At 72.1% G+C, this 20,389-nt stretch carries 20 protein-coding genes; 12 read left to right on the top strand and 8 right to left on the bottom strand.

The features are described from left to right. The first annotated feature begins 23 nt into the window (after positions 1-23). From AB0C19_RS04285 to AB0C19_RS04255, 7 genes are all read left to right on the top strand, one after another. On the top strand, positions 24-1,379 hold the full coding sequence (locus tag AB0C19_RS04285; RefSeq protein ID WP_357179120.1) for a 3-oxoacyl-ACP reductase: 1,356 nt from the start codon (positions 24-26) through the stop codon (positions 1,377-1,379). Then, on the top strand, positions 1,379-2,245 hold the full coding sequence (locus AB0C19_RS04280; protein ID WP_357179506.1) for a MaoC/PaaZ C-terminal domain-containing protein: 867 nt from the start codon (positions 1,379-1,381) through the stop codon (positions 2,243-2,245). Before AB0C19_RS04285 ends, AB0C19_RS04280 begins: the two co-directional genes overlap by 1 nt. 79 nt (positions 2,246-2,324) lie before the next feature. Further along, positions 2,325-3,077, top strand: a complete 753-nt coding sequence (locus AB0C19_RS04275) for an NUDIX domain-containing protein (RefSeq protein WP_357179117.1) — start codon at positions 2,325-2,327, stop codon at positions 3,075-3,077. Further along, a complete protein-coding gene (locus tag AB0C19_RS04270; protein WP_357179115.1) occupies positions 3,074-4,042 on the top strand; it encodes a serine/threonine protein kinase in 969 nt (322 codons plus the stop codon). Before AB0C19_RS04275 ends, AB0C19_RS04270 begins: the two co-directional genes overlap by 4 nt. Before the next feature lie 9 nt (positions 4,043-4,051). Continuing rightward, positions 4,052-5,011 carry a hypothetical protein gene (locus AB0C19_RS04265; protein WP_357179112.1) on the top strand — a complete coding sequence of 320 codons (960 nt, stop codon included), beginning with the start codon at positions 4,052-4,054 and terminating at the stop codon, positions 5,009-5,011. Further along, a complete protein-coding gene (locus tag AB0C19_RS04260; protein WP_357179109.1) occupies positions 5,008-6,270 on the top strand; it encodes an adenylosuccinate synthetase in 1,263 nt (420 codons plus the stop codon). The genes AB0C19_RS04265 and AB0C19_RS04260 overlap by 4 nt, the downstream gene beginning before the upstream one ends. Positions 6,271-6,436: 166 nt before the next feature. Then, positions 6,437-7,072, top strand: coding sequence for a DedA family protein (locus tag AB0C19_RS04255; protein ID WP_357179106.1), 636 nt, complete (start codon positions 6,437-6,439; stop codon positions 7,070-7,072). A 6-nt stretch (positions 7,073-7,078) separates the two neighbouring features. On the opposite strand, the gene AB0C19_RS04250 is transcribed toward AB0C19_RS04255, so the two are convergent. Both AB0C19_RS04250 and AB0C19_RS04245 read right to left on the bottom strand, forming a co-directional pair. Next, positions 7,079-7,720 (bottom strand): response regulator transcription factor, encoded by a 642-nt coding sequence (locus tag AB0C19_RS04250; protein WP_357179103.1) that lies wholly within the window; start codon positions 7,718-7,720, stop codon positions 7,079-7,081. After that, positions 7,717-8,868: a histidine kinase gene (locus AB0C19_RS04245; protein WP_357179100.1), complete on the bottom strand. Its 1,152-nt coding sequence runs from the start codon at positions 8,866-8,868 to the stop codon at positions 7,717-7,719. Before AB0C19_RS04245 ends, AB0C19_RS04250 begins: the two co-directional genes overlap by 4 nt. Before the next feature lie 167 nt (positions 8,869-9,035). Between AB0C19_RS04245 and AB0C19_RS04240 the strand changes: the two genes are divergently transcribed. Continuing rightward, the gene (locus AB0C19_RS04240) at positions 9,036-9,728 is read left to right on the top strand and encodes a DedA family protein (RefSeq protein WP_357179503.1); all 693 of its coding nucleotides are present in this window, start codon (positions 9,036-9,038) and stop codon (positions 9,726-9,728) included. On the opposite strand, the gene AB0C19_RS04235 is transcribed toward AB0C19_RS04240, so the two are convergent. Beyond that, positions 9,703-10,341: a TetR/AcrR family transcriptional regulator gene (locus AB0C19_RS04235; protein ID WP_357179097.1), complete on the bottom strand. Its 639-nt coding sequence runs from the start codon at positions 10,339-10,341 to the stop codon at positions 9,703-9,705. The genes AB0C19_RS04240 and AB0C19_RS04235 overlap by 26 nt on opposite strands. Before the next feature lie 67 nt (positions 10,342-10,408). On the opposite strand from AB0C19_RS04235, the gene AB0C19_RS04230 reads away from it, so the two are divergent. From AB0C19_RS04230 to AB0C19_RS04220, 3 genes are all read left to right on the top strand, one after another. Further along, on the top strand, positions 10,409-10,861 hold the full coding sequence (locus AB0C19_RS04230) for an SCP2 sterol-binding domain-containing protein (RefSeq protein WP_196920508.1): 453 nt from the start codon (positions 10,409-10,411) through the stop codon (positions 10,859-10,861). A gap of 1 nt (position 10,862) precedes the next feature. After that, positions 10,863-12,077, top strand: a complete 1,215-nt coding sequence (locus AB0C19_RS04225; RefSeq protein ID WP_357179093.1) for an acyl-CoA dehydrogenase family protein — start codon at positions 10,863-10,865, stop codon at positions 12,075-12,077. Positions 12,078-12,273: 196 nt separating this feature from the next. Then, positions 12,274-13,836: an AMP-binding protein gene (locus AB0C19_RS04220; protein ID WP_357179500.1), complete on the top strand. Its 1,563-nt coding sequence runs from the start codon at positions 12,274-12,276 to the stop codon at positions 13,834-13,836. Positions 13,837-13,843: 7 nt separating this feature from the next. Here AB0C19_RS04220 and AB0C19_RS04215 read toward each other — a convergent pair whose 3' ends face one another. The 5 genes from AB0C19_RS04215 to AB0C19_RS04195 form a co-directional block, all read right to left on the bottom strand. Further along, positions 13,844-14,707 (bottom strand): hypothetical protein, encoded by an 864-nt coding sequence (locus tag AB0C19_RS04215; RefSeq protein ID WP_357179090.1) that lies wholly within the window; start codon positions 14,705-14,707, stop codon positions 13,844-13,846. After that, positions 14,700-15,221 carry a SigE family RNA polymerase sigma factor gene (locus AB0C19_RS04210; RefSeq protein ID WP_357179087.1) on the bottom strand — a complete coding sequence of 174 codons (522 nt, stop codon included), beginning with the start codon at positions 15,219-15,221 and terminating at the stop codon, positions 14,700-14,702. The genes AB0C19_RS04215 and AB0C19_RS04210 overlap by 8 nt, the downstream gene beginning before the upstream one ends. 62 nt (positions 15,222-15,283) lie before the next feature. Beyond that, positions 15,284-16,534 carry a phosphoribosylamine--glycine ligase gene (purD, locus tag AB0C19_RS04205; protein ID WP_357179084.1) on the bottom strand — a complete coding sequence of 417 codons (1,251 nt, stop codon included), beginning with the start codon at positions 16,532-16,534 and terminating at the stop codon, positions 15,284-15,286. 105 nt (positions 16,535-16,639) lie between these two features. Further along, a complete protein-coding gene (locus AB0C19_RS04200) occupies positions 16,640-17,575 on the bottom strand; it encodes a type IV toxin-antitoxin system AbiEi family antitoxin domain-containing protein (RefSeq protein WP_357179497.1) in 936 nt (311 codons plus the stop codon). Positions 17,576-17,778: 203 nt separating this feature from the next. After that, positions 17,779-19,068, bottom strand: coding sequence for an adenylosuccinate synthase (locus tag AB0C19_RS04195; protein ID WP_238678776.1), 1,290 nt, complete (start codon positions 19,066-19,068; stop codon positions 17,779-17,781). Positions 19,069-19,192: 124 nt separating this feature from the next. On the opposite strand from AB0C19_RS04195, the gene AB0C19_RS04190 reads away from it, so the two are divergent. After that, positions 19,193-20,317 (top strand): diacylglycerol kinase family protein, encoded by a 1,125-nt coding sequence (locus AB0C19_RS04190; RefSeq protein WP_357179080.1) that lies wholly within the window; start codon positions 19,193-19,195, stop codon positions 20,315-20,317. Positions 20,318-20,389: the final 72 nt, after the last annotated feature.

Raw genomic sequence — 20,389 nt, 5'->3', positions numbered from 1 at the left:
CTACTCGCCAGTAGGCTACGCCCATGACCGACAGGTACGCGAGCTTCGTCCAATCGGCCGCCGGCCGCGCGCTGGTCAAGCGCCTCGGGCTGCCCGACCCGCCCCGACTGCGCCGGCACCACCCCGGCGACCCGCTGCTGGCCGGCCCGGCCCTGCTCGGCGCGGCCACCGGCGGCCGGCTGGCCGACCCGATCGCCAAGATCCTGACCGCCGCCGGGGTCGAGCTGGCCGACCCGGCCGGCGCCAACGCGCAGCGGTACGGGGCACTGCTCTTCGACGCCACCGGGATCACCGACTCGACCGAGCTGCGCCAGCTCTACGACTTCTTCCACCCGCAGGCCCGGGCCGTGCTGCCCAGCGGCCGGGTGATCGTGCTGGGCACCCCGCCGCAGGAGTGCCCGACACCCCGCGAGGCGACCGCCCAGCGTGCCCTCGAAGGGCTGGTCCGCAGCATCGGCAAGGAGTTCGGCCGGGGCATCACCGCGCAACTCGTCTACGTGACCCGCGCGGACGGTGACGCCGGGACGATCACGAGCCTCGAATCGACTGTCCGGTTCCTGCTGTCCGGCCGTTCCGCGTACGTGTCGGGGCAGGTCATCGGGGTCGGCGGCGGCGCGGCGAGCGTCCCGGCCGACTGGGATCGCCCACTGGACGGGCAGGTCGTGCTGGTCACCGGCGCCGCACGGGGCATCGGTGCGGCGCTGGCGAAGGTGCTCGCCCGCGACGGCGCGAAGGTAATTGCCCTGGACATCCCGGGAGCCGGTGACGCGCTCGCCGCGGTGGCGAACGACATCGGCGGCACCGCCGTCCAACTCGACCTGACCGCGCCGGACGCGCCGACCCGACTCGCCGAGCACCTGGCCAGCCGACACGGCCGGGTCGACGTGGTGGTGCACAACGCCGGCATCACCCGGGACAAGACGCTCGGCCGGATGGACGCCGACCGGTGGGACCAGGTGATCGACGTCAACCTCTCCAGCCAGGAGCGGATCAACGACGTGCTGCTGGAGCGGGAGCTGTTCCCGGCCGGCGGGCGGATCATCTCGGTCTCGTCGATCGCCGGGATCGCCGGCAACCGGGGGCAGACCAACTACGCCACCAGCAAGGCCGGCGTGATCGGGCTTGTCGACTCACTCGCGCCGGCCCTGCGGGAGCGTGGGATCAGCGTCAACGCGGTGGCCCCCGGCTTCATCGAGACCCGACTGACCGCGCGCATCCCGCTGGTGGTCCGCGAGGCGGGCCGGCGGATGAACAGCCTGGCCCAGGGCGGGTTGCCGGTGGACGTGGCCGAGACGATCGGCTGGCTGGCCTGGCCGGCCAGCGGCGCGGTCAGCGGCAACGTGGTCCGGGTCTGCGGCCAGAGCCTGCTGGGGGCGTGATGGACGCGCGGCCGGAGTCGGGCAGCCGTACCCCTGTCGAGCTGCCCCGGATGCCGGCGGCCGGGGCGCTGCACCGACGGGCGTTGCTCGGCGCGCTACCGGGCCTCGGCGGTGGGCGACGCGGACCCGATCTGCCGGCGGTCGAGGTGACAGTGGGCGGGGTGAGCGTCGCCCGGGCGCAGTTGGCCGACTACGACCGGGTCTGCGGGTTCCGGCTCACCGATCGGCTGCCCGCGACGTTCCCGCACGTCATGGGCTTTCCGCTCGCCCTGCGCCTGATGACCACGCCGGACTTTCCCCTCCCGCTGATCGGCCTGGTGCACGTCGGCAACCGGATCACCACGCTCCGCCCGATCACCGCCGACGAGACCCTCGACTTCACCACGTACGCGGAGAACCTGCGCCCCCACGACCGGGGGCGGCAGGTGGACGTGGTGCTTGTCGGCTCGGTCGACGGGGCGGAGGTGTGGCGCGGCGTATCGACGTACCTCGGTCGGGGGCGCGAGCCGGGCGGGCGCGAGCCGGGCGAACGTCCCGCGGCGCCGACGGCCACCGCACGCTGGCGTGTGGAACCGCGCATCGGTACGGAGTACGCGCGGGTCTCCGGCGACCACAACCCGATCCACACCTCCCGACTCGGTGCGCGGCTGTTCGGCTTCCGCCGGCCGATCGCGCACGGCATGTGGAGCAAGGCCCGCTGCCTGGCCGCGCTGGAGGCCCGGCTGCCGGACGCGTACACGGTCGAGGTCGCCTTCAAGCTGCCCGTGCCGCTGCCGAGCACTGTGAACTTCGCGCACCTGCCGGACGGCGGGTTCGCCCTGCACGACTCCCGTGGCCGACCGCACCTGACGGGTCACCTGCGCTGAGAATTCCGAGCTTGGCAGAAGCTCCCTCGTGCGCTAAGTTGTTCTCACAGCGAGATATTCTCAAGATGAGAGAGACGCGATGAACGAGCAGGAGTTCCTGGCCGCGTACGACCCCCGGGCCTACCCGGCGATCGCCGTGACCGTCGACGTGGTGGCGCTGACCATCCGCGACAGCGCACTGCACCTGCTGCTGATCCGGCGCGGCGAGGCACCCTTCGCCGGGCACTGGGCGCTGCCGGGGGGCTTCGTCCGCCCCGACGAGGATCTGACCACTGGCGCCGGACGGGAGTTGGCCGAGGAGACCGGGCTCGGCGGCGACGCGCTGCGCCGCGTACACCTGGAGCAGTTGGGCAGCTACGGCGCTCCCGACCGTGACCCGCGGATGCGGGTCGTCTCGATCGCCCACCTCGCGTTCGCCCCCGACCTGCCGGACCCGGCCGCCGGCAGCGACGCCGACGAGGCGATCTGGCTCCCGGTGACCGCGTTGACCAGCCGACAGCTCGCCTTCGACCACGGCCGGATCATCGACGACGCGTTGGAACGGGCCCGCTCCAAGCTGGAGTACACCCCGCTCGCCACCCGCTTCCTCGCCGCCGAGTTCACCATCAGCGAACTGCGGGCGGTCTACGAGACGGTCTGGGGGCACCCTCTGCACGCCGGCAACTTCCACCGCAAGGTCCTCTCCGTGCCGGGCTTCGTGGAGAGCACCGGCGCCAGCACCGAGCGCGGTGGCGCCCGAGGCGGCCCGCGCGCCCGGCTCTACCGGGCCGGCGACGCCCGCCTGCTGCACCCGGCGCTGCTGCGCCCCGCCCGCGAGGAGACGGTGCGGTGAGGGCCACGGAGGCCATCCGCCTGGTCGCGGCCGCCCGCACCGACGCGGACCTGTTCGGCGCCGACCAGCCGGCCCACCGCTACCGCGAGCTGGTCGCGGCCCTGCACCCCGACCGCCTGCCGACCGACCCGGCGGTACGCGCCGAAGCCATCGACGCGTTCATCCACGTCACCACCCGGTGGCAGGCCCGGCGGACCACAGTTCTCGGCGACTACCGGTTCGGCGCGCCGGCCCACTCGGGTGACCTCGCCGACCTCTACGACGTCGGCGACGACAGGCTGCTCAAGCTCCCCCGACGGCCCACCGACAACGACCTGATGGCCCGCGAGGCGCACGCCCTGCGCACCATCGCCGAGCGCGGCGACCCGCGCTACCTGCCGTACGTGCCCCGGCTGGTCGACGAGTTCCGGCACCGCGACGCCACCACCGGAGCGGAACGGCGGATCAACGTCCTCGCCACCGCACCCGGCCTGCACGACCTCGATGAGGTGCGGCGGGCGTACCCCGACGGGCTGGACGCCCGGGATGCGGCCTGGATGTGGCGGCGGCTGCTGGTGGTACTCGGCCTGGCCCACCGGGCGGGCGTGGTGCACGGCGCGGTCCTGCCCCGACACGTGCTGATCGAGCCGGACGCCCACGGCGTGGTGCTGATCGACTGGTGCTTCTCCGCGGCCGTCGGAAGCACGATCCCGGCGGTCGTCCCCGGCCACGGCTGGGACCCGGAGGAAGTCCTCAAGAAGCAGCAGTGCGGGCCGGGCACCGACATCGCGATGGCCAGCCACTGCATGAGCTGGCTGATGGGGCCGCGCGCACCCCGCGAGCTGCACACCTTCGCGCAGGGCTGCCGGCAACGGTCCCTGCACGCCCGGCCCGACGACGCCTGGCGCCTGCTGCGCGAACTCGACCAGGTGCTGGACCGGCTCTACGGGCCACGCACCTTCCGGCCCTTCACCCTCACCCCCTAAGGAGCTGTCATGGGCAGTGGAATCTGGTCCACCGACGTGTACGACGCCGCCGACCGCTACCGCCGGTCGACCGGCAAGAGCGCCTTCTCCTACAGCGACAGCGGGGCGCGCACCGTGCACCCCGCGCTCGACCCAAGGGACGCGACCCGCGAGAGCCGCGACTCCGACGAGCACCCCCGGTCGACGCCCGTCGCGGTGCTCTTCGACGTGACCGGCTCGATGCGCACGGTGCCGCGGGTCCTCCAGACCAAGCTGCCGCAACTGCTCGGGTTGCTGCAACGGCAGGGCTACGCAAGCGACCCGCAGATCATGTTCGGGGCCATCGGCGACGCCACCTGCGACCGGGTGCCGTTGCAGGTGGGCCAGTTCGAGTCGGACAACCGGATGGACGACGACCTCGGCCGGATCGTGCTGGAGGGCGGCGGCGGCGGACAGATGAGCGAGTCGTACGAGCTGGCCATGTACTTCATGGCCCGGCACACAGTCACCGACAACTGGGAGAAGCGCGGCCGGCGCGGCTACCTGTTCATCATCGGCGACGAGCTGGCCTACCAGCGGGTGAAGGCCCGGGAGGTGGCCAGCCTGATCGGGGACGACCTCTCCGAGGACGTGCCGCTGCGGCAGGTGGTCGACGAGGTGACCCGCCGCTGGGACACCTACTACCTGCTCCCCGCCGGCAGCCACTACGCCGGCAACGCCAAGGTGCTCGACTTCTGGCGGGACCTGCTCGGGCAGAACACCGTAGTGCTCGACGACCTCGACGCGGTCTGCGAGACCATCGCGCTCACCATCGGCCTCGGCGAACAGGCCATCGACCTGGACGAGGGCCTGCGCGACCTGGACCGCGCCGGCTCCGGCGCCACCGGGACCGTGTCCAAGGCGCTGGCCCGCTTCGGCCGGGAGCGGCGAGCCCAGGTGTCGACGCTGCCGGCGTTCACCGACACGGCCAGCGGGGTGACCCGGCTGTGAACCACGTGGCGGTTGTCGACCTCGGCTACGGCGACGCCGGCAAGGGCACAGTGGTGGACTGGCTCTGCGCCACCCGTCCCGTGCACACGGTGGTCCGCTTCAACGGGGGCGCGCAGGCGGCACACAACGTCGTGCTGCGCGACGGGCGGCACCACACGTTCGCACAGTTCGGCGCCGGCACGTTCCATCCCGGTGTGCGTACGCACCTGTCCCGGCACGTGGTGGTGGACCCGCTGGCGTTGGCCGCCGAGGCCGACCACCTCGCCACGGTCGGGGTGCCCGACGCGCTCGACCGGCTGACCGTCGACGGGGGCGCGCTGCTCGCCACCCCCTACCACCGGGCCGCCAACCGGGCCCGCGAGATCGCCCGGGGAGCCGACCGGCACGGCTCCTGCGGGCTGGGGGTGGGCGAGGCCGTCGCGTACGGTCTCGCTCACCCCGACGACGCGCCGCGGGTCGCCGACTGCCACCACCCGGCACTGCTGCGCCGCAGGCTGACCACAGTGCGGGACCGGCTGACCGCCGAGCTGGGCCCGCTGGACGCGCCACCGATCGAGGACTGCCTGCCCGCGTTCACCGGATTCGCCGGGCGAGTCACCATCGTCGACGGCAGTTGGCTCGCCGGGGCGCTGCGTACCGGGACCTGCGTGTTCGAGGGCGCGCAGGGGGTGCTGCTCGACGAGTGGCACGGCTTCCACCCGTACACGACCTGGAGCACCACCACGTTCGCCAACGTCGACAGCCTGCTCGCCGAGGCGGGCCGGCCCGGAGACGTGACCCGGATCGGGGTGCTCCGCGTGGTCACCACCCGGCACGGGCACGGCCCGTTGGTGACCGAGGACCCGAGCCTGCCGTTCGCCGACGCGCACAACGCCACGAACCAGTGGCAGGGCCGGTTCCGGTTCGGCCACTTCGACGCGGTCGCCCACCGGTACGCCCTCGCCGCGGCCGGCGGCGTCGACGGCCTGGCAGTGACCCACCTCGACCTGGCCGGCCCCGACCTGAAGATCTGCCGCCGCTACGACACCACCGACCGGCTCATCCCGGGCCCGCCCGGTGACCTGGACCGGCAGGCCGCGCTCACCGCCCGCCTGCTGCGCTCCCGCCCGGTGTACGACGAACCGCCGCAGGACTGGCCGGCAGCGGTGAGCGCGGAGCTGGACACCCCGGTGGTGCTCACCTCGCAGGGCCCCACCGCGGACGACAAGACCCCACGCGGCCCACTGCTAGCCCCACGGGCTCTGACCCGCACGGCCTGACCCACCCCGCGCGCCCCAACCTCGTCGATCTTGCACTTTCGGTCGTTGTTCTGCGGCTCTTGCAGTGGTTGGTTCGGGCCCAAAGTGCAAGATCGGCGCGGGGAGAGGTGGGGGTTATCCAGCGGCTTCGGCCACCGGGCGGGTCGCACCCGGCGAGCATGGAGGCATGGACTCCGCGCTCGACCTGCTCCGGCAGCTGGTCACCTCACCGTGGGTGTACCTGCTGATCTTCGGGCTCACGGCGGTCGACGCGTTCTTTCCGGCCGTACCCGGCGAGGCGGCCGTCATCACCGCCGCCGTGCTCTCCACCAGCGGAAATCCCAAGCTGGCGGCGGTGATCGTCGCCGCCGCGCTAGGCGCCTGCGCCGGCGACCACGTCTCGTACGCCATCGGGCGCGGTGGCGGCGCGAGACGCTTCGCCGGGTTTCCCGACGGCAGCCGCCGACGAGCCAGCTCGGAGTGGGCCCGGCGCGCACTGAACCGGCGTGGCGGGCTGATCCTGACCACCTCCCGGTATCTGCCGGGCGGTCGGACCGCCGTCACCCTCACCATGGGCGCGGTGCGCTATCCCCGCCGGTCGTTCCTGTTGTACGACGCGATCGCGGCGGTCACCTGGGCCCTGTACTGCGGGCTGCTCGGCTACTTCGGTGGGTTGGCCTTCGAACGGCACCCCGTCAAGGGCGTCCTCGCCGGGATCGGCCTGTCGGTGATCGTCACACTGGGCATCGAGGGCATCCGTTGGCTGCGCCACCGGGCGCGCCGCCGCGCCGCCGCCACCACCGATCGGGCCGGATCGACCTGACACCCGTCACAGCAGGTCGGCATCGTGCACCAGGATGGCCACCTGCACCCGGTTGCCCGCGTGGAGTTTCGCCAGCGCCCGGCTGACGTGTGCCTTGACGGTGGCCTCGCTCATCGTCAGCCGCCGGGCGATCTCCGCGTTGCCGTGCCCGCGCGCCACCTCCCGGACGATCGCCAGCTCCCGTTCGGTCAGCGGTGCGAGCCGCTCGCGGGCCGCTTCCCGGCGGGCCGGACCACGCTCGGCGAACGAGCTGATCAGACGCCGGGTCACGGTCGGGGCGAGCATCGCGTTGCCGGCGGCCACCGTACGAACGGCTGCGGCCAACTCGCGGGGCGGGGTGTCCTTGAGCAGGAAGCCGACAGCGCCCGCCCGCAGCGCCCGGTGCACGTACTCGTCGAGGTCGAAGGTGGTCAGCATGATCACCTTCGGGCCGGCGGCGACCACCTCGGGCGCGATGGTCAGCCCGTCGATGCCCGGCATCCGCACGTCGAGCAACACCACGTCAGGGCGTAACCGCTGGGCCTGCTCCAGCGCGCCGGCGCCGTCCGCCGCCTCACCGACGACAGTGATGTCCTCCGCCGCCTCGAGGATCAGCCGCAGCCCGGCACGGACCAGCTGCTCGTCGTCGACCACCACCACCCGGATCACGCCACACCCGCGAGCGGGATCAGGGCCCGGACCAGGAAGCCGCCGTCCACCGGAGTGGCCTCCAGCCGGCCGCCGAGCAACTCCACCCGCTCACGCAGCCCGAGCAGCCCCTGCCCGGCACCCGGCAGCGTCGACCCGCCCTCGGACGGGCCGTTGCGGACCAACACCTCCAGACCGTCCGGCAGGTAGCGCAGGCAGACTGTCGTCTCGGCGTCGGCCGCGTGCTTGCGCACGTTGGTCAGCGCCTCACGGACCACCCGGTACGCGGTACGCCCCAGCGTCGCGGGTAGTGCCGTCGGCACACCCTCGTCCTGCCGGGACACCCGCAGCCCGGCGGCACGGGACTCCCCGATCAACTCGTCCAACGTGTCGAGCCCTCGCTCCGGCGTCACGGCCGGGCCGGCCTGGCGCAGCACACCCAGCACCTCACGCAGGTCGGTGAGCGCCTGCCGGCCGGTCGTCCGGATCAACGCGGCGGCCTCCACGGTCGCCGGGTCCACGGCTGTCACCTCCAGCGCCCCGGCATGCACCACCATCAGCGAGACCCGGTGCGCCACCACGTCGTGCATCTCCCGGGCGATCCGGGTCCGCTCCTCGGCACGGACCCGGTCGGCGCGGGCCTCCTGTTCGCGTTCCAGCCGCTCGGCCCGGTCCCGCAGAGCGGCGAGCGTGTCCTGACGGGCCCGCACCCAGAGGCCGAAGACCAACGGAAGTCCGACCAGACAGACGGCGAGCATCAGCACGTTGCCGCTGGATGCGGTGGTCATCCGGCGTACGCCACCCACCGCCAGCCCGACCAGCACCCCGCCGCCCAGCACCAGCGCCGCCCCGGCGAGGTAGCTGGCGAGTTGGCGACCGCGCAGCCGCAGACCCGCCTGGTACGAGGCCAGCACCCCGGCGGCCGCCGCGGCGAGCACCAACCAGCCGACCGCCGCGGCCAGGAACAACGGCCAAAGACGGGTGCGAACCGTGCCGGCGGCCCACGCCGAGCCCAACACGATCAGCAGCACGACCGCGCCTGGCAGCGGCGAGCGGACCCCGAGGTCACCTGTCGCGCTGGCCCAGACGGCCGCGGCGACGACGACGGCGAGCAGCATCGGGCCGTACCGCTGGATGACCCGCCGGAGAGCGACGGCGCTGGAGGCCACGCAGCGAGCGTAGGGCCTCACGCACCTATCGCGCCGCCGTGCGCAGGCGGACCGGGGCGCGGTGGGGGAAGACCCCTACCCGCCCTCGGGGACGGCCGCTACCTAAGTAGTGGCGCCCACCTGACCACTGGCCGATGTCGGGAGTCGCCGCCCCGACCAGCATCGGGATCATGGATCTGCTCGACCTGTTGCACGACACGATGTCCTCACCCTGGGTGTACCTGGCGATCTTCGCGATCGCGGTGCTCGACGGCTTCTTCCCGGTGGTGCCGAGCGAGACGGCGGTGATCACCGCAGGGGTGTTCGCGGCCTCCGGAGCGCCGTACCTGCCGGCGGTCATCCTGGTGGCCGCCGCCGGGGCGCTGGTCGGCGACCACATCTCGTACGCCATCGGGCGGGGTGGCGGCACGCGGCTGCTCGACCGGCTGCCGCCCGACGGTCGACGCCGAGCCGCCATCGACCGGGCCCGTCGGGGCATCGCCACCCGGGGTGGTCTGATCCTCACAGTGGCCCGCTACATCCCGGGCGGCCGGACCGCTGTCACCCTCACCATGGGTGCGGTGCGCTATCCACGGCGACGCTTCCTGGCCTTCGACGCGCTGGCAGCCAGCTCGTGGGGGCTCTACTCGGCGCTGGTCGGCTACGTCGGCGGACTGGCCTTCGAACAGGACCCGCTGCGCGGCCTCCTGCTCGGTCTGGGCCTCGCCCTGACGGTGACTGTGGTCGTCGAGGTGGTCCGCTGGCTCCGCAACCGACGCCGTACGGCGCGGGCCGGCGGGCCGGGCGCGGCGCGGGCCGGCGGGCCGGGCACCGACGCTCTTACCGCCGGGGCCGTCAGTCGGCCGGCGGACACCAGGTGACGCCGTGCAGCAGTTGGGCGGCACCGAGCCAGGCCACGTTCATCATCCGGGTGGCAGTCTTCTCCGGGTCGGCCTCCGGGTGGTCCGCGAGCCAGTCGGCCAGCGACTCGGTCGCGCCGACCAGGGCGTACGCGACGACCTCCAGGTCGATGGCGGCGATCTCGCGGCCCTCGGCGCGCAGCGCGTGGTCGAGCATCCCGGCGACCACCTCGACCAGCCGGGCCCGCATGGTGGCCAGCTCGCCGGCGAACGGCTGCTCGCCCCGGGCCTGCCGGTAGAGCACCGCCCAGCCGTCCCGGTGGGCGCCCACGAAGCCGAAGAACGCCCTCAGCCCGCGCCAGAGCCGCTCGTCGGCCGGCAGGTCGGGAGCCGCAGCCCCGGCGATGGCCTGCATCATCCGGGTGCCCTCCCGATGCAGGCAGGCGACGAAGAGCTCCTCCTTGGTGCCGAGGTACGCGTACACCATGGGTTTGGAGATGCCGGCGTCCTCGGCGATCTCGTCCATGCTGGCGGCGTGGAAGCCACGTCGGGAGAAGACCTTGACGGCCGCGTCGAGCATCTGCTGCTCGCGGACGGCACGAGGCAGGCGCTTGAAGGCGGGGACGCTGGACACCTTGCGAGCATACCTACTCGTGCGTAGGGTTACGCGCGAGTAGCCAATCTTCCGGAAGGCGCACCTGATGACTGACTTCGACCCGGCCACCTTCGCCAACGTCGGCCCCAAGGAGTTCGCCCAGCTGGTCAAGTCCACCCCGGACGACAAGATCGCCCAGGTGATGTCCGGCGACCTGCGCGACAAGGTCCTGGGCGAGGTGTTCGGCCGGATGCCGTCGCTGTTCCGCGCGGACCGGGCCGGTTCCACGAACGCGGTCATCCACTGGATCATCACCGGTCGCCCCGACGGCGGCAGCGACACCTACGAGGTTGTCATCGCCGACGGCACCTGTGTCGTCAACGAGACCCCGCAGCACGACCCGAAGCTGAGCCTCACCATGGGCCCTGTCGAGTTCCTGAAGATCGTCTCCGGTGGCGCCAACCCGGTGATGATGTTCATGACCGGCAAGTTGAAGGCGAAGGGCGACCTCGGCCTCGCCGCCAACATCGCCAACCTGTTCGACATCCCCAAGGCCTGACATGGCTGAGTTCTCGCTCGACCTGAACGAGGAACAGCGGGATCTACGCGACTGGGTGCACGGCTTCGCCGCCGAGGTCGTGCGCCCAGCCGCAGCCGAGTGGGACGAGCGCGAGGACACCCCGTGGCCGGTGATCCAGGAAGCCGCCAAGGTCGGCCTCTACGGCTTCGAGTTCCTCGCCACCTGCTGGGCCGACCCGACCGGGCTCTCCCTGCCGATCGCCAGCGAGGAACTCTTCTGGGGTGACGCCGGCATCGGCATGAGCATCTTCGGCACCTCGCTCGCCGTCGCCGCCATCTACGGCGCCGGCACCCCCGACCAGATGGTCGAGTGGGTGCCGCAGTGCTTCGGCGACGTCGACTCGCCGGCCGTCGCCGCCTTCTGCACCAGCGAGCCGGAAGCCGGCTCCGACGTCGGCGCGATGCGCACCCGGGCCGTCTACGACGAGGCCACCGACGAGTGGGTGCTCACCGGCCAGAAGGCGTACGCCACAAACGGCGGAATCGCCGGAGTGCACGTGGTCACCGCCTCGGTCGACCCCGCGCTCGGCTCCCGCGGTCAGGCGGCGTTCGTCGTACCGCCGGGCACCCCCGGCCTGGCCGCCACCCGCAAGCTGCGCAAACTCGGCCTCCGCGCGTCACACACCGCCGACGTCTTCCTCGACGGGGTACGCGTACCCGGCCGCTGCCTGCTCGGCGGACGGGACGCCCTGCTGGCACGCCTGGACCGGGCCCGCTCCGGTCAGCGAGCCACCGGGCAGGCCGCGATGCGCACCTTCGAGCTGTCCCGACCCACAGTCGGCGCCCAGGCGCTCGGCGTGGCCCGGGCCGCCTACGAGTACGCCCTCGACTACGCGAAGGACCGGGTCCAGTTCGGACGCCCGATCATCGAGAACCAGGCTGTCGCGTTCGCGCTGGCCGACATGCGGATGGAGATCGACGCGGCGCGGTTGCTGGTCTGGCGGGCCTCGTGGATGGGCCGCAACAACCGCCCGTTCACCGCTGGCGAAGGATCGATGTCCAAGCTCAAGGCCGGCGAGGTGGCCGTGTCGGTCACCGAGAAAGCAGTGCAACTGCTCGGCGGAGCCGGCTTCCTGCGTGACCACCCGGTCGAGCGCTGGTACCGGGACGCCAAGATCTACACCATCTTCGAGGGCACCTCGGAAATCCAACGACTGGTCATCTCCCGGGCGATCTCCGGGATGCAGATCCGCTGACCGCCGTCGGCCCAGCCCCTCCTCGACCGAGGTCGGGCCGACGGTGGCCGAATTCCACGATCAGTGCCGTCTTTGTCACCCCACGCCGACGCCAACTGGGCCTTCTGCCGCGCCCAGTGCATGATCAAGGAAAGAAGCCCTGATGGACGGGCGGGCCGCCGCCCCGTCCGCGCACCACCCCGAGGAGGTCTGCGGCATGGACCTGCCGTTCGTCATTGCCACGCTGACCCGTCGCGGGCTGCTCACCCCCGGCAGCCCGGTCCGGGTCGCCTCGCAGCTCAACGCGTTGCGCACGTGGGGGTGGAGCCTGGCAGGCGAGCTACGCCAAGCAGCCGCCCGGGACCCGGGCCGTCCCGCCGTCATCGACGAGAACGGCGGCGAGCTGACCTACCACGACCTGCTCGACCGGGCCGAACGGATGGCCCGCTCGATGCGGGCCGGGCTCGGCGTACAGGCCGGCGACCGGATCGGCGTGCTCTGCCGCAACCACCACGGGCTGATCGAGACGATCGTCGCCGCCACCCTGCTCGGCGTCGACGCGGTACTGGTCAACACCGGGCTCAGCGCCGCCCAACTGGGCACCGTCGCCGAGGAACAGCGGCTGCGGCTCCTCGTGCACGACGACGAGTTCGCCGAGCGGGTCCTCGGCCTCCCCGCCGAGCTGCCCCGCCTCGACGAACGCGCCCGCGAGGAGTTGGTGGCCGGGGCACTGCCGGGTGACCTGCACCCGCCCGAGCGCGACGGCCGAATCATCGTGCTCACCTCCGGCACCACCGGTACGCCCAAGGGCGCTCGCCGGCCGACGCCCAGCGGCTTCGGCCCACTGGTGTCCATCATCGACCGCATCCCCCTGCACGCCCGGGACCGCGTGATGATCGCCGCACCGATCTTCCACACCTGGGGATTCGCCGCCCTCCAGGTGTGCCTGGCACTACGGGCCACCATCGTGCTGCACCGCCGCTTCGACCCGGCCGCCACTCTCGCCGCCCTGAGCACGCACCGGTGCGACGCGCTCTTCGCCGTACCGGTGATGATGCAACGGCTGCTGGAGGTGCCCCCGCCGGACCCACGCCCCCAGCTCACTGTCGTCGCGGTCAGCGGCTCCGCCCTGCCCGGCGGGCTGGCCCCGAAGTTCATGGACGTCTACGGAGACGTCCTCTACAACCTCTACGGGTCCACCGAGGTCTCCTGGGCCTCCATCGCCGGCCCGCAGGACCTGCGTCAGGCACCCACCACCGCTGGTCGTCCCCCGCACGGCACCCGGCTGGAACTGCTCGACGACGACGGCCAACCCGTACCGGACGGACGGGTCGGGCGGATCTTCGTCGGCAACGAGATGCTCTTCGAGGGCTACACCTCGGGTGCCAGCCGGGAAACCCACGACGGCCTGCTCGACACCGGCGACCTCGGCCGACTCAACGCCGACGGGCTGCTCTTCGTCGACGGCCGGGCCGACGACATGATCGTCTCTGGCGGCGAGAACGTCTTCCCATCCGAGGTGGAGGACCTGCTCGCGCAACTACCGCAGGTCCGCGAGGCGGCCGTGATCGGCGTGCCCGACCCCGAGTACGGCCAGCGCCTCTCCGCGTTCCTCGCCCTGCACCCCGGCGAGACCCTCGACCCCGAGGCGGTCCGTGAGTACGTCCGGCACTTCCTGGCCCGGTTCAGCGTCCCCCGGGACGTGATCTTCGTGAAGTACCTGCCCCGCAACGCCACCGGCAAGGTGCTCACCCGAGAACTGCGCCGCTACTACGGCTGACCGCCGTTCAGGGGTAGAGGGTCAGGCCCGGCGCCCGCGCCAGCTCGACGAGCTCCTGCGAGGTCAGCAGCGCCTCGCGGGCAACCCCGTCGACCGGACCGCCGTACCCGTGCAGGAGATTGCCGACGGTGACCGTCACCGATGTGCCGTCCACCCGCATGAGGTGCACCCAGCGCAGAGTGTCCCCGGCCGGGTCCGTACTGGTGCTCAGCATCGCCACCCCGTCGTCGCCCAGCCCTCGCACCTCACAGTTCCGACCGTCAGGCGCGTCCGCGCAGTCCGGCTGCGCCTTTGCCGGGGTGGGATACAAGGCCACCTTCAGATGGCTGTGCCGCCCGTCGCGGTTGAGTATCGCGATCGTCTCGTACTGCCGGTGTGGCGGTTGGTACGCGAACTGCGGCCGATCGCACTCGGGCACCGCCCCGGTCATCGTCAGGTTCGTGGGCACGGTGGTGGCCAGCGCTGCCCGCAGCGCCGCCGTCAGCCGAGGTACGCCCGTCTCCGGCCGCTCCGTCGGGCGTACGCGCACCGTGTCGTACGTCTGGGAGGAAGGCTCCGGTCCGCTGGCCAACGGCTCCGGTCCGCTGGCCAACGGTTCGGGCCCACTGTCCAACGGGATCGGCGCCGGGCAGAGCGACACGTCGCCCGACCCGGAACTCATCGGCGGCAGGGCCATCCCGCCCGGTCCCGGCACGGCGACCAGGGTCGGCACCGCGACGGCCGCGACGGCTGCGGCCACCCCGGTGCCGGCAAACGTCCACGCCCGGTGTCGACGGCGCTGCCGGTCGGCGGCGATCAGCCCGTCCAGATCGATCCGGCTCGGCGGCGACCCGGCCACGGCGTCCCGGAAATGCTCCGTCAGCTCATCCATCGGTCCGAACCTCCTCGACTTGAGTCGGCAGGTCGACGAGGCGACCACGCAGCGCCTCGATCGCACGAGCCGACTGGCTCTTCACGGTGCCGGCGGTGCAGCCCAGCTCGCGGGCGGTCTCCTCGACGGACAGGTCACAGAAGTAGCGCAGCACCAGGACCGCCCGACGACGCGGCGGCAACTCGGCCAGCAGAGCGAGGATGGTCAGTCGGTCGGCAGCGCCGTCCGTGCCGCCGGCCGCGGCCGGCTGTTCCGGCACCTCGGCCCAGGCGGCCTCGCGTCGCCACGGCCGACGCCGCTCGTCCAGCCAGACCCGCAACAGGGTCCGCCGGACGTACGCGTCCGGGCTGTCCATGGCGGACACCCTCGGCCAGTGTCTGAGCAGCTTGACCAGCGCCGTGGACACCAGATCGTCGGCCGTGTGCCAGTCGCCACACAACAGGTACGCCGTGCGGCGCAACGACTCCAGCCGCGCGCCGACGTAGTCGCGGTAACCCTCGACATCGACCGGCATCCGCCGCCACCCCCTCGTCTCACTGAGCAAACGGAGACGAGGCGGGCCGAGGTTGCCCGAGGTCAGCCGGGAATCGTGATCCGATCCTCGATCGCGGCGGCGGCGATGTCGGTGCGGTGCTGCGAGCCGGCCAACTCCACCCCGTCGACCAGCGCATACGCGGCGTCCCGCGCCGCGGCCAGGTCGGCGCCGGTGGCCGTACCGCAGAGGACCCGGCCGCCGGCGGAGAGCAACGCGCCGTCGCTGGCCCGGCGGGCGGTGCCCGCGTGGATGATGCCCGGACCGTCCGCACCGGTGATCACATCGCCGGTGCGCGGCGCGGTCGGATAACCCGCCGAGGCGAGCACCACGGTCACGGCGCTGCCGTCCCGCCACCGCAGCGGCGGGTGCTCAGCCAACGAGCCGGTGGCCGCCGCGTGCAGCAGCCCACCCAACGGGGTCTCCAGCAGTGCGAGCACCACCTGGGTCTCCGGGTCACCGAAGCGCGCGTTGAACTCGATCACCCGAGGGCCGGCGGCGGTGATCGCGAGCCCGACGTAGAGCAGGCCGGCGAACGGGGTGCCCCGGCGACGCATCTCCGCGAGCGTCGGGTGGACCACATCGCGCATCACGTCGTCGACGAGGCCGGGCGGGGTCCAGGCCAGCGGCGCGTACGCCCCCATGCCACCGGTGTTCGGCCCGGTGTCGCCGTCACCGAGCCGCTTGAAGTCCTGTGCCGGCACCAGCGGCAGCGCCGCCTCGCCATCGGTGACCACGAAGAGGCTGACCTCCGGGCCGTCGAGGAACTCCTCGATCACGACACGTCCACACTCGTCCGCGTGCGCCAACGCGGCGGCCCGGTCGTCGGTCACCACCACGCCCTTGCCGGCGGCGAGCCCGTCGTCCTTCACCACGTACGGCGCGCCGAACTCGTCCAGCGCCCGAGCGGTGCTTCCCTCGTCCGTGCAGACGTACGCCCGGGCGGTCGGCACGCCGGCGGCGGTCATCACGTCCTTGGCGAACGCCTTGGAGCCCTCCAGCTGCGCGGCCGCACCGCTTGGACCGAACACGGCGATGCCCTTGGCGCGTACCGCATCGGCGACCCCGGCGACCAGTGGCGCCTCGGGCCCGACCACCACCAGGTCAGCCGCCACCTCCACGGCCAACGCCGCCACCGCGGCCGGATCTGTCGGAGTGACCGCTCGCAGCTCAGCCAGGCTGGCGATCCCCGGATTACCCGGCGCCGCAATCAGCGCGGAGACACCCGAATCCGCCACCAGACCAAGCGCGAGCGCGTGCTCCCGCCCGCCACCACCCACCAAAAGAACCCGCACGCCCGAGATCCTACTGTCCCCCTCCCCAACCCCCGCCGCCGTAGGGCCTCGATGATCAAGAGGTTTGCGTCAGCGGTGGACCCGTTCTTGACGGAAACCTCTTGATCACCTTCGCTGAGCGACCGCGACTGCGATCGCTTGGCGGACCGTACGGGGGATGTAGGTGGGGTGGAGGGTGTCCTGCCAGGTGAAACGGAGAATGGTCCAGCCGGCGTTGACCAGGCGGTTCTGGCGACGGCGGTCGGCGTAGGCGGCCTCCGGGGTGCCATGCGCGTCTCGGCCGTCCGCTTCGGCGATCAGCCTTGGGCCGCGCCAGCCCAGGTCGCCAATGCCGAGCAGATAGCCGTCATCGTCGCGCACCTCCAACTGCAGCGTGTCCGGCGGTACCCGGCCGTCCACGCACCGAAGCCGGCTACGCGTCTCCAGCGGCGACTGCGCCCGCCCGTCCGCCTCGGCGAGACAGGCGCGTGCCATGACCGCGCCCCGACGTCCCCGGATCAGGTTCGGAATGGCCGCCAGATGTGCCGGATCGATGCGGCCCTGGTTCAGGGCTGAGTCGAGGACCGAGACCGCTGGATAACGATCAACCCGAAGGATGACGTCCGAGACGGTGCGAAGCGGAGAGGTCGCCGGGATGCCCGCAACCTTGACGATGTCGCTGGGGCCGACGGTCACCTGATGCACCGTCAACCACGGCACCAGGGCGCGCTGGGGTCGGGGTCGATCGACTGGCACCGAAACGTGGACCTGTGCTGTCAGGCGAAGACCCGCGATGCCGTGCAACTCCAACGCGGAGTCCAGAACAGCGAAGGCGCCTGGGCCGAGGCTCACGACCGCAGCGCGGATTCGTGCCCGCCGACGCGTCGAATCACTCAACTCCGCTTCTGGAACGAAGCACCCACGGAGAAGCCGCTGCCACCTGCCGGACCGGTGCAACTGTCGGATCTGGTCCCTGGTCAGGCCGGCACGCAATGCCTGGTCCAAGGTGACCATGCCGTCCTGCACGGCTGCAATGCGGCGTAGAAGTTGATGTGCACCCACACCCACACCCTGCCCACCCACCTCACCCGAGCGAAGCCCCTGTGGACAACCCTCGAACCCCTGTGGATAACCCCACAGTCCGCCCCGGTGATCAAGAGCTTTACGTCAACCTCACGGCCAGATCTGACGCAAACTTCTTGATCACCGAGGCGAGCACCGGGGTGGGGTGGGGGTGGGGGGTGTGGGGTGGGGTGGGGGTGGGGTTAGGGGAGGAGGGGGTGGAGGACTACGTTTTCTTCTCGGCCTGGGCCTACGCCTACGACGCTGACCTTCGTGTTGCAGAGTTCTTCGACCCTCGCGATGTAGCGGCGGGCGTTCTCCGGGAGGTCGTCGATGGTGCGGGCCTTGGTGATGTCCTCCCACCAGCCGTCGAGTTCCTCGAAGACGGGCTTGGCGTGGTGGAAGTCCGTCTGGCTCATCGGCATGTCGTCGACCCGGACGCCGTTGATCTCGTAACCGACGCAGATCGGCACCTTCGGCAGGCCGGTGAGCACGTCCAGCTTGGTGATGACCAGGTCGGTGACGCCGTTGAGGCGGCAGGCGTACCGGGCGACGACCGCGTCGAACCACCCGCACCGGCGCTCCCGGCCGGTGGTGGTGCCGTACTCCGCGCCGATCTTGCGCAGGTGGTCACCGTTGGCGTCGAACAGCTCGGTCGGGAACGGCCCGGCACCCACCCGGGTGGTGTACGCCTTGCTCACCGCGATGACCTTGTTGATCGCGGTCGGCGGGATGCCCGCGCCCACGCAGGCACCACCGGCGGTCGGGTTGGACGAGGTCACGAAGGGGTAGGTGCCGTGGTCCATGTCGAGCATGGTGGCCTGGGCGCCTTCCAGCAGCACCGTCTCGCCCCGGTCCAGGGCGTCCCAGAGCATCGCCCGGGTCTCCGCGATGTACGGCTTGAGCCGCTCCGCGTACGCCAGGTACTCCTCGACGGTCGCCTCGAGGTCGATCGCCTTGCGGTTGTAGACCTTGAACAGGATCTGGTTCTTCTCGCGCAGCGCGAGTTCCAGCTTCTTGCGCAGGATGCCCGGGTCGAGCAGGTCCTGGAGGCGGATACCGATCCGGGCGACCTTGTCGCCGTACGCCGGGCCGATGCCGCGGCCGGTGGTGCCGATCCGGGACGAGCCGAGATAGCGCTCGATGACCCGGTCCAGCGCCCGGTGGTGCGGCATGATCAGGTGCGCGTCACCGGAAATCCGCAGCCGGGACACGTCGACGCCGCGCTCCGCCAGGCCGTCGATCTCGGCGAGCAGCACCTTCGGGTCGACCACCACACCGTTGCCGATGACGATCATCGCGTTCGGCGAGAGCGCGCCGGACGGCATCAGGTGCAGCGCGTACTTCTGGCCGTCCGGGGTGATCACCGTGTGCCCGGCGTTGTTGCCGCCGGAGTAGCGCACGACGTAGTCGACCCGCTCACCCAGCAGGTCGGTAACCTTGCCCTTGCCCTCGTCGCCCCACTGAGCGCCGATGAGCACGATCGCTGGCATCTTTTCCGCCTCCAGAAGGCTCGGGTGCCAGGTGGCGACCGCTCGGCGAGCCCGGGGTGTCAGGTTAACAAGTAGTGACGGCGTGGCCGGCAGGGGTCGCGTCGAGAGGCAGGAGGCTCCTTCCGTGTACGACGTGGTGCTGCTCACCCTCGGTTCGGAGCGGGACGCTCCCGGGGGCTGTGGCAGCGGCGGGGCCTGCTGCGGCGGCGCGACCGGGGCCGACACCGTCCCGACGAGCGAGACCGGCACCGGCCAAGCCAACAGCGGCCAGACCGACACCGGTCACGCCAACACCGACCAGGCGAACACCGATCAGGCCAGCGTCGGCCAGGCCGGCGGCAGCGAGGCCAGCACCGACACCGGGCAGTGCGCGACGGAGCGGCCACGGGTGCCGGTGCTGGCGTGCGCCGACGCGCTGAACGCCCGGGGCGCCCGGGTGGAGACGGTCACGGCCCGATCCGACGCCGAGATCGACGCGGTGCTGGCCCGGCTCGACGGCCCGGCGCGCCCGGACGGCCTCACCTGGCCGGACCCGGACAGCAAGACCCGGCTGGTCATCGCCACGGCCAGCGACGGGCAGTTGCGCGCCGTGCTGCGCCGCCTGGTCAAGCGGTACGCCCCGGCGCCCAGCAAGCGCCCGGCGGATCTGCCCGGCAACCGGACCCTGCCCGACCTGCCGCCGGTGGCCGTACTCCCGCTCGACCCGGCCCGTGGCGGCACCCACCGGGACCTGGCCGCGCAGCTCGGGCTGCCCCGTGACCCGACGGCGGTGGCCGCCGCGGTGCTGGACGGGACACCGCGCCGGCTGGACCTGCTGCGCAACGACGGCGGTTCGGTGACCCTGGACGGCGCGCTCCTCGGCGCGGCCGACGACGCCGGCCGGCCGCTGCACTGGCGCGCCCGGGTGGAGGTCGATGACACCATCCTCACCGACGGTGCGGAACCGCTGCTGGCCTGTGCTGTCGGCAATGCCGGCGGGTACGCGACGCTCAACGACGTGACGCTGCTGACCGCGCCGGACCCGGCCGACGGCCAGGTCGAGGTCGCGGTGGCCGTGCCGGTGGTCGTCCGCTCGGCGTGGGGACGCAAGCGGGTACGCCTCGAAGTTCGGCGGGCCCGTGGGCGGGCGGTGTCGGTGCTGCCCAGGGAGGGCAAGGTGCCGTACCTCGACGATGGTGTCGAGGGCGCGCTGACCCGTAAGCGTTCCTGGTGGGTCGAGCCGGGCGCCTGGGCGGTCTGGTCGATCTGACTCGACCGCACCGACCGGCCGACCTGCCTGCACCGATCGGCCCTGTTGGGCGATTGGGCCTATCCTCGCAGG

It is taken from the genome of Micromonospora sp. NPDC048842, assembly GCF_040649935.1.
Lineage (GTDB): Bacteria > Actinomycetota > Actinomycetes > Mycobacteriales > Micromonosporaceae > Micromonospora > Micromonospora hortensis.
Note: the sequence above shows the minus strand (reverse complement) of the source record. Positions and strands in the feature narration are given on the sequence as shown.

Coding starts and splice junctions, on each gene's coding strand:
- AB0C19_RS04285 (WP_357179120.1), top strand. CDS start 24: ATGACCGACAGGTACGCGAGCTTCGTCCAATCGGCCGCCGGCCGCGCG.
- AB0C19_RS04280 (WP_357179506.1), top strand. CDS start 1,379: ATGGACGCGCGGCCGGAGTCGGGCAGCCGTACCCCTGTCGAGCTGCCC.
- AB0C19_RS04275 (WP_357179117.1), top strand. CDS start 2,325: ATGAACGAGCAGGAGTTCCTGGCCGCGTACGACCCCCGGGCCTACCCG.
- AB0C19_RS04265 (WP_357179112.1), top strand. CDS start 4,052: ATGGGCAGTGGAATCTGGTCCACCGACGTGTACGACGCCGCCGACCGC.
- AB0C19_RS04255 (WP_357179106.1), top strand. CDS start 6,437: ATGGACTCCGCGCTCGACCTGCTCCGGCAGCTGGTCACCTCACCGTGG.
- AB0C19_RS04230 (WP_196920508.1), top strand. CDS start 10,409: ATGACTGACTTCGACCCGGCCACCTTCGCCAACGTCGGCCCCAAGGAG.
- AB0C19_RS04225 (WP_357179093.1), top strand. CDS start 10,863: ATGGCTGAGTTCTCGCTCGACCTGAACGAGGAACAGCGGGATCTACGC.
- AB0C19_RS04220 (WP_357179500.1), top strand. CDS start 12,274: ATGGACCTGCCGTTCGTCATTGCCACGCTGACCCGTCGCGGGCTGCTC.
- AB0C19_RS04215 (WP_357179090.1), bottom strand. CDS start 14,707: ATGGATGAGCTGACGGAGCATTTCCGGGACGCCGTGGCCGGGTCGCCG.
- AB0C19_RS04210 (WP_357179087.1), bottom strand. CDS start 15,221: ATGCCGGTCGATGTCGAGGGTTACCGCGACTACGTCGGCGCGCGGCTG.
- AB0C19_RS04195 (WP_238678776.1), bottom strand. CDS start 19,068: ATGCCAGCGATCGTGCTCATCGGCGCTCAGTGGGGCGACGAGGGCAAG.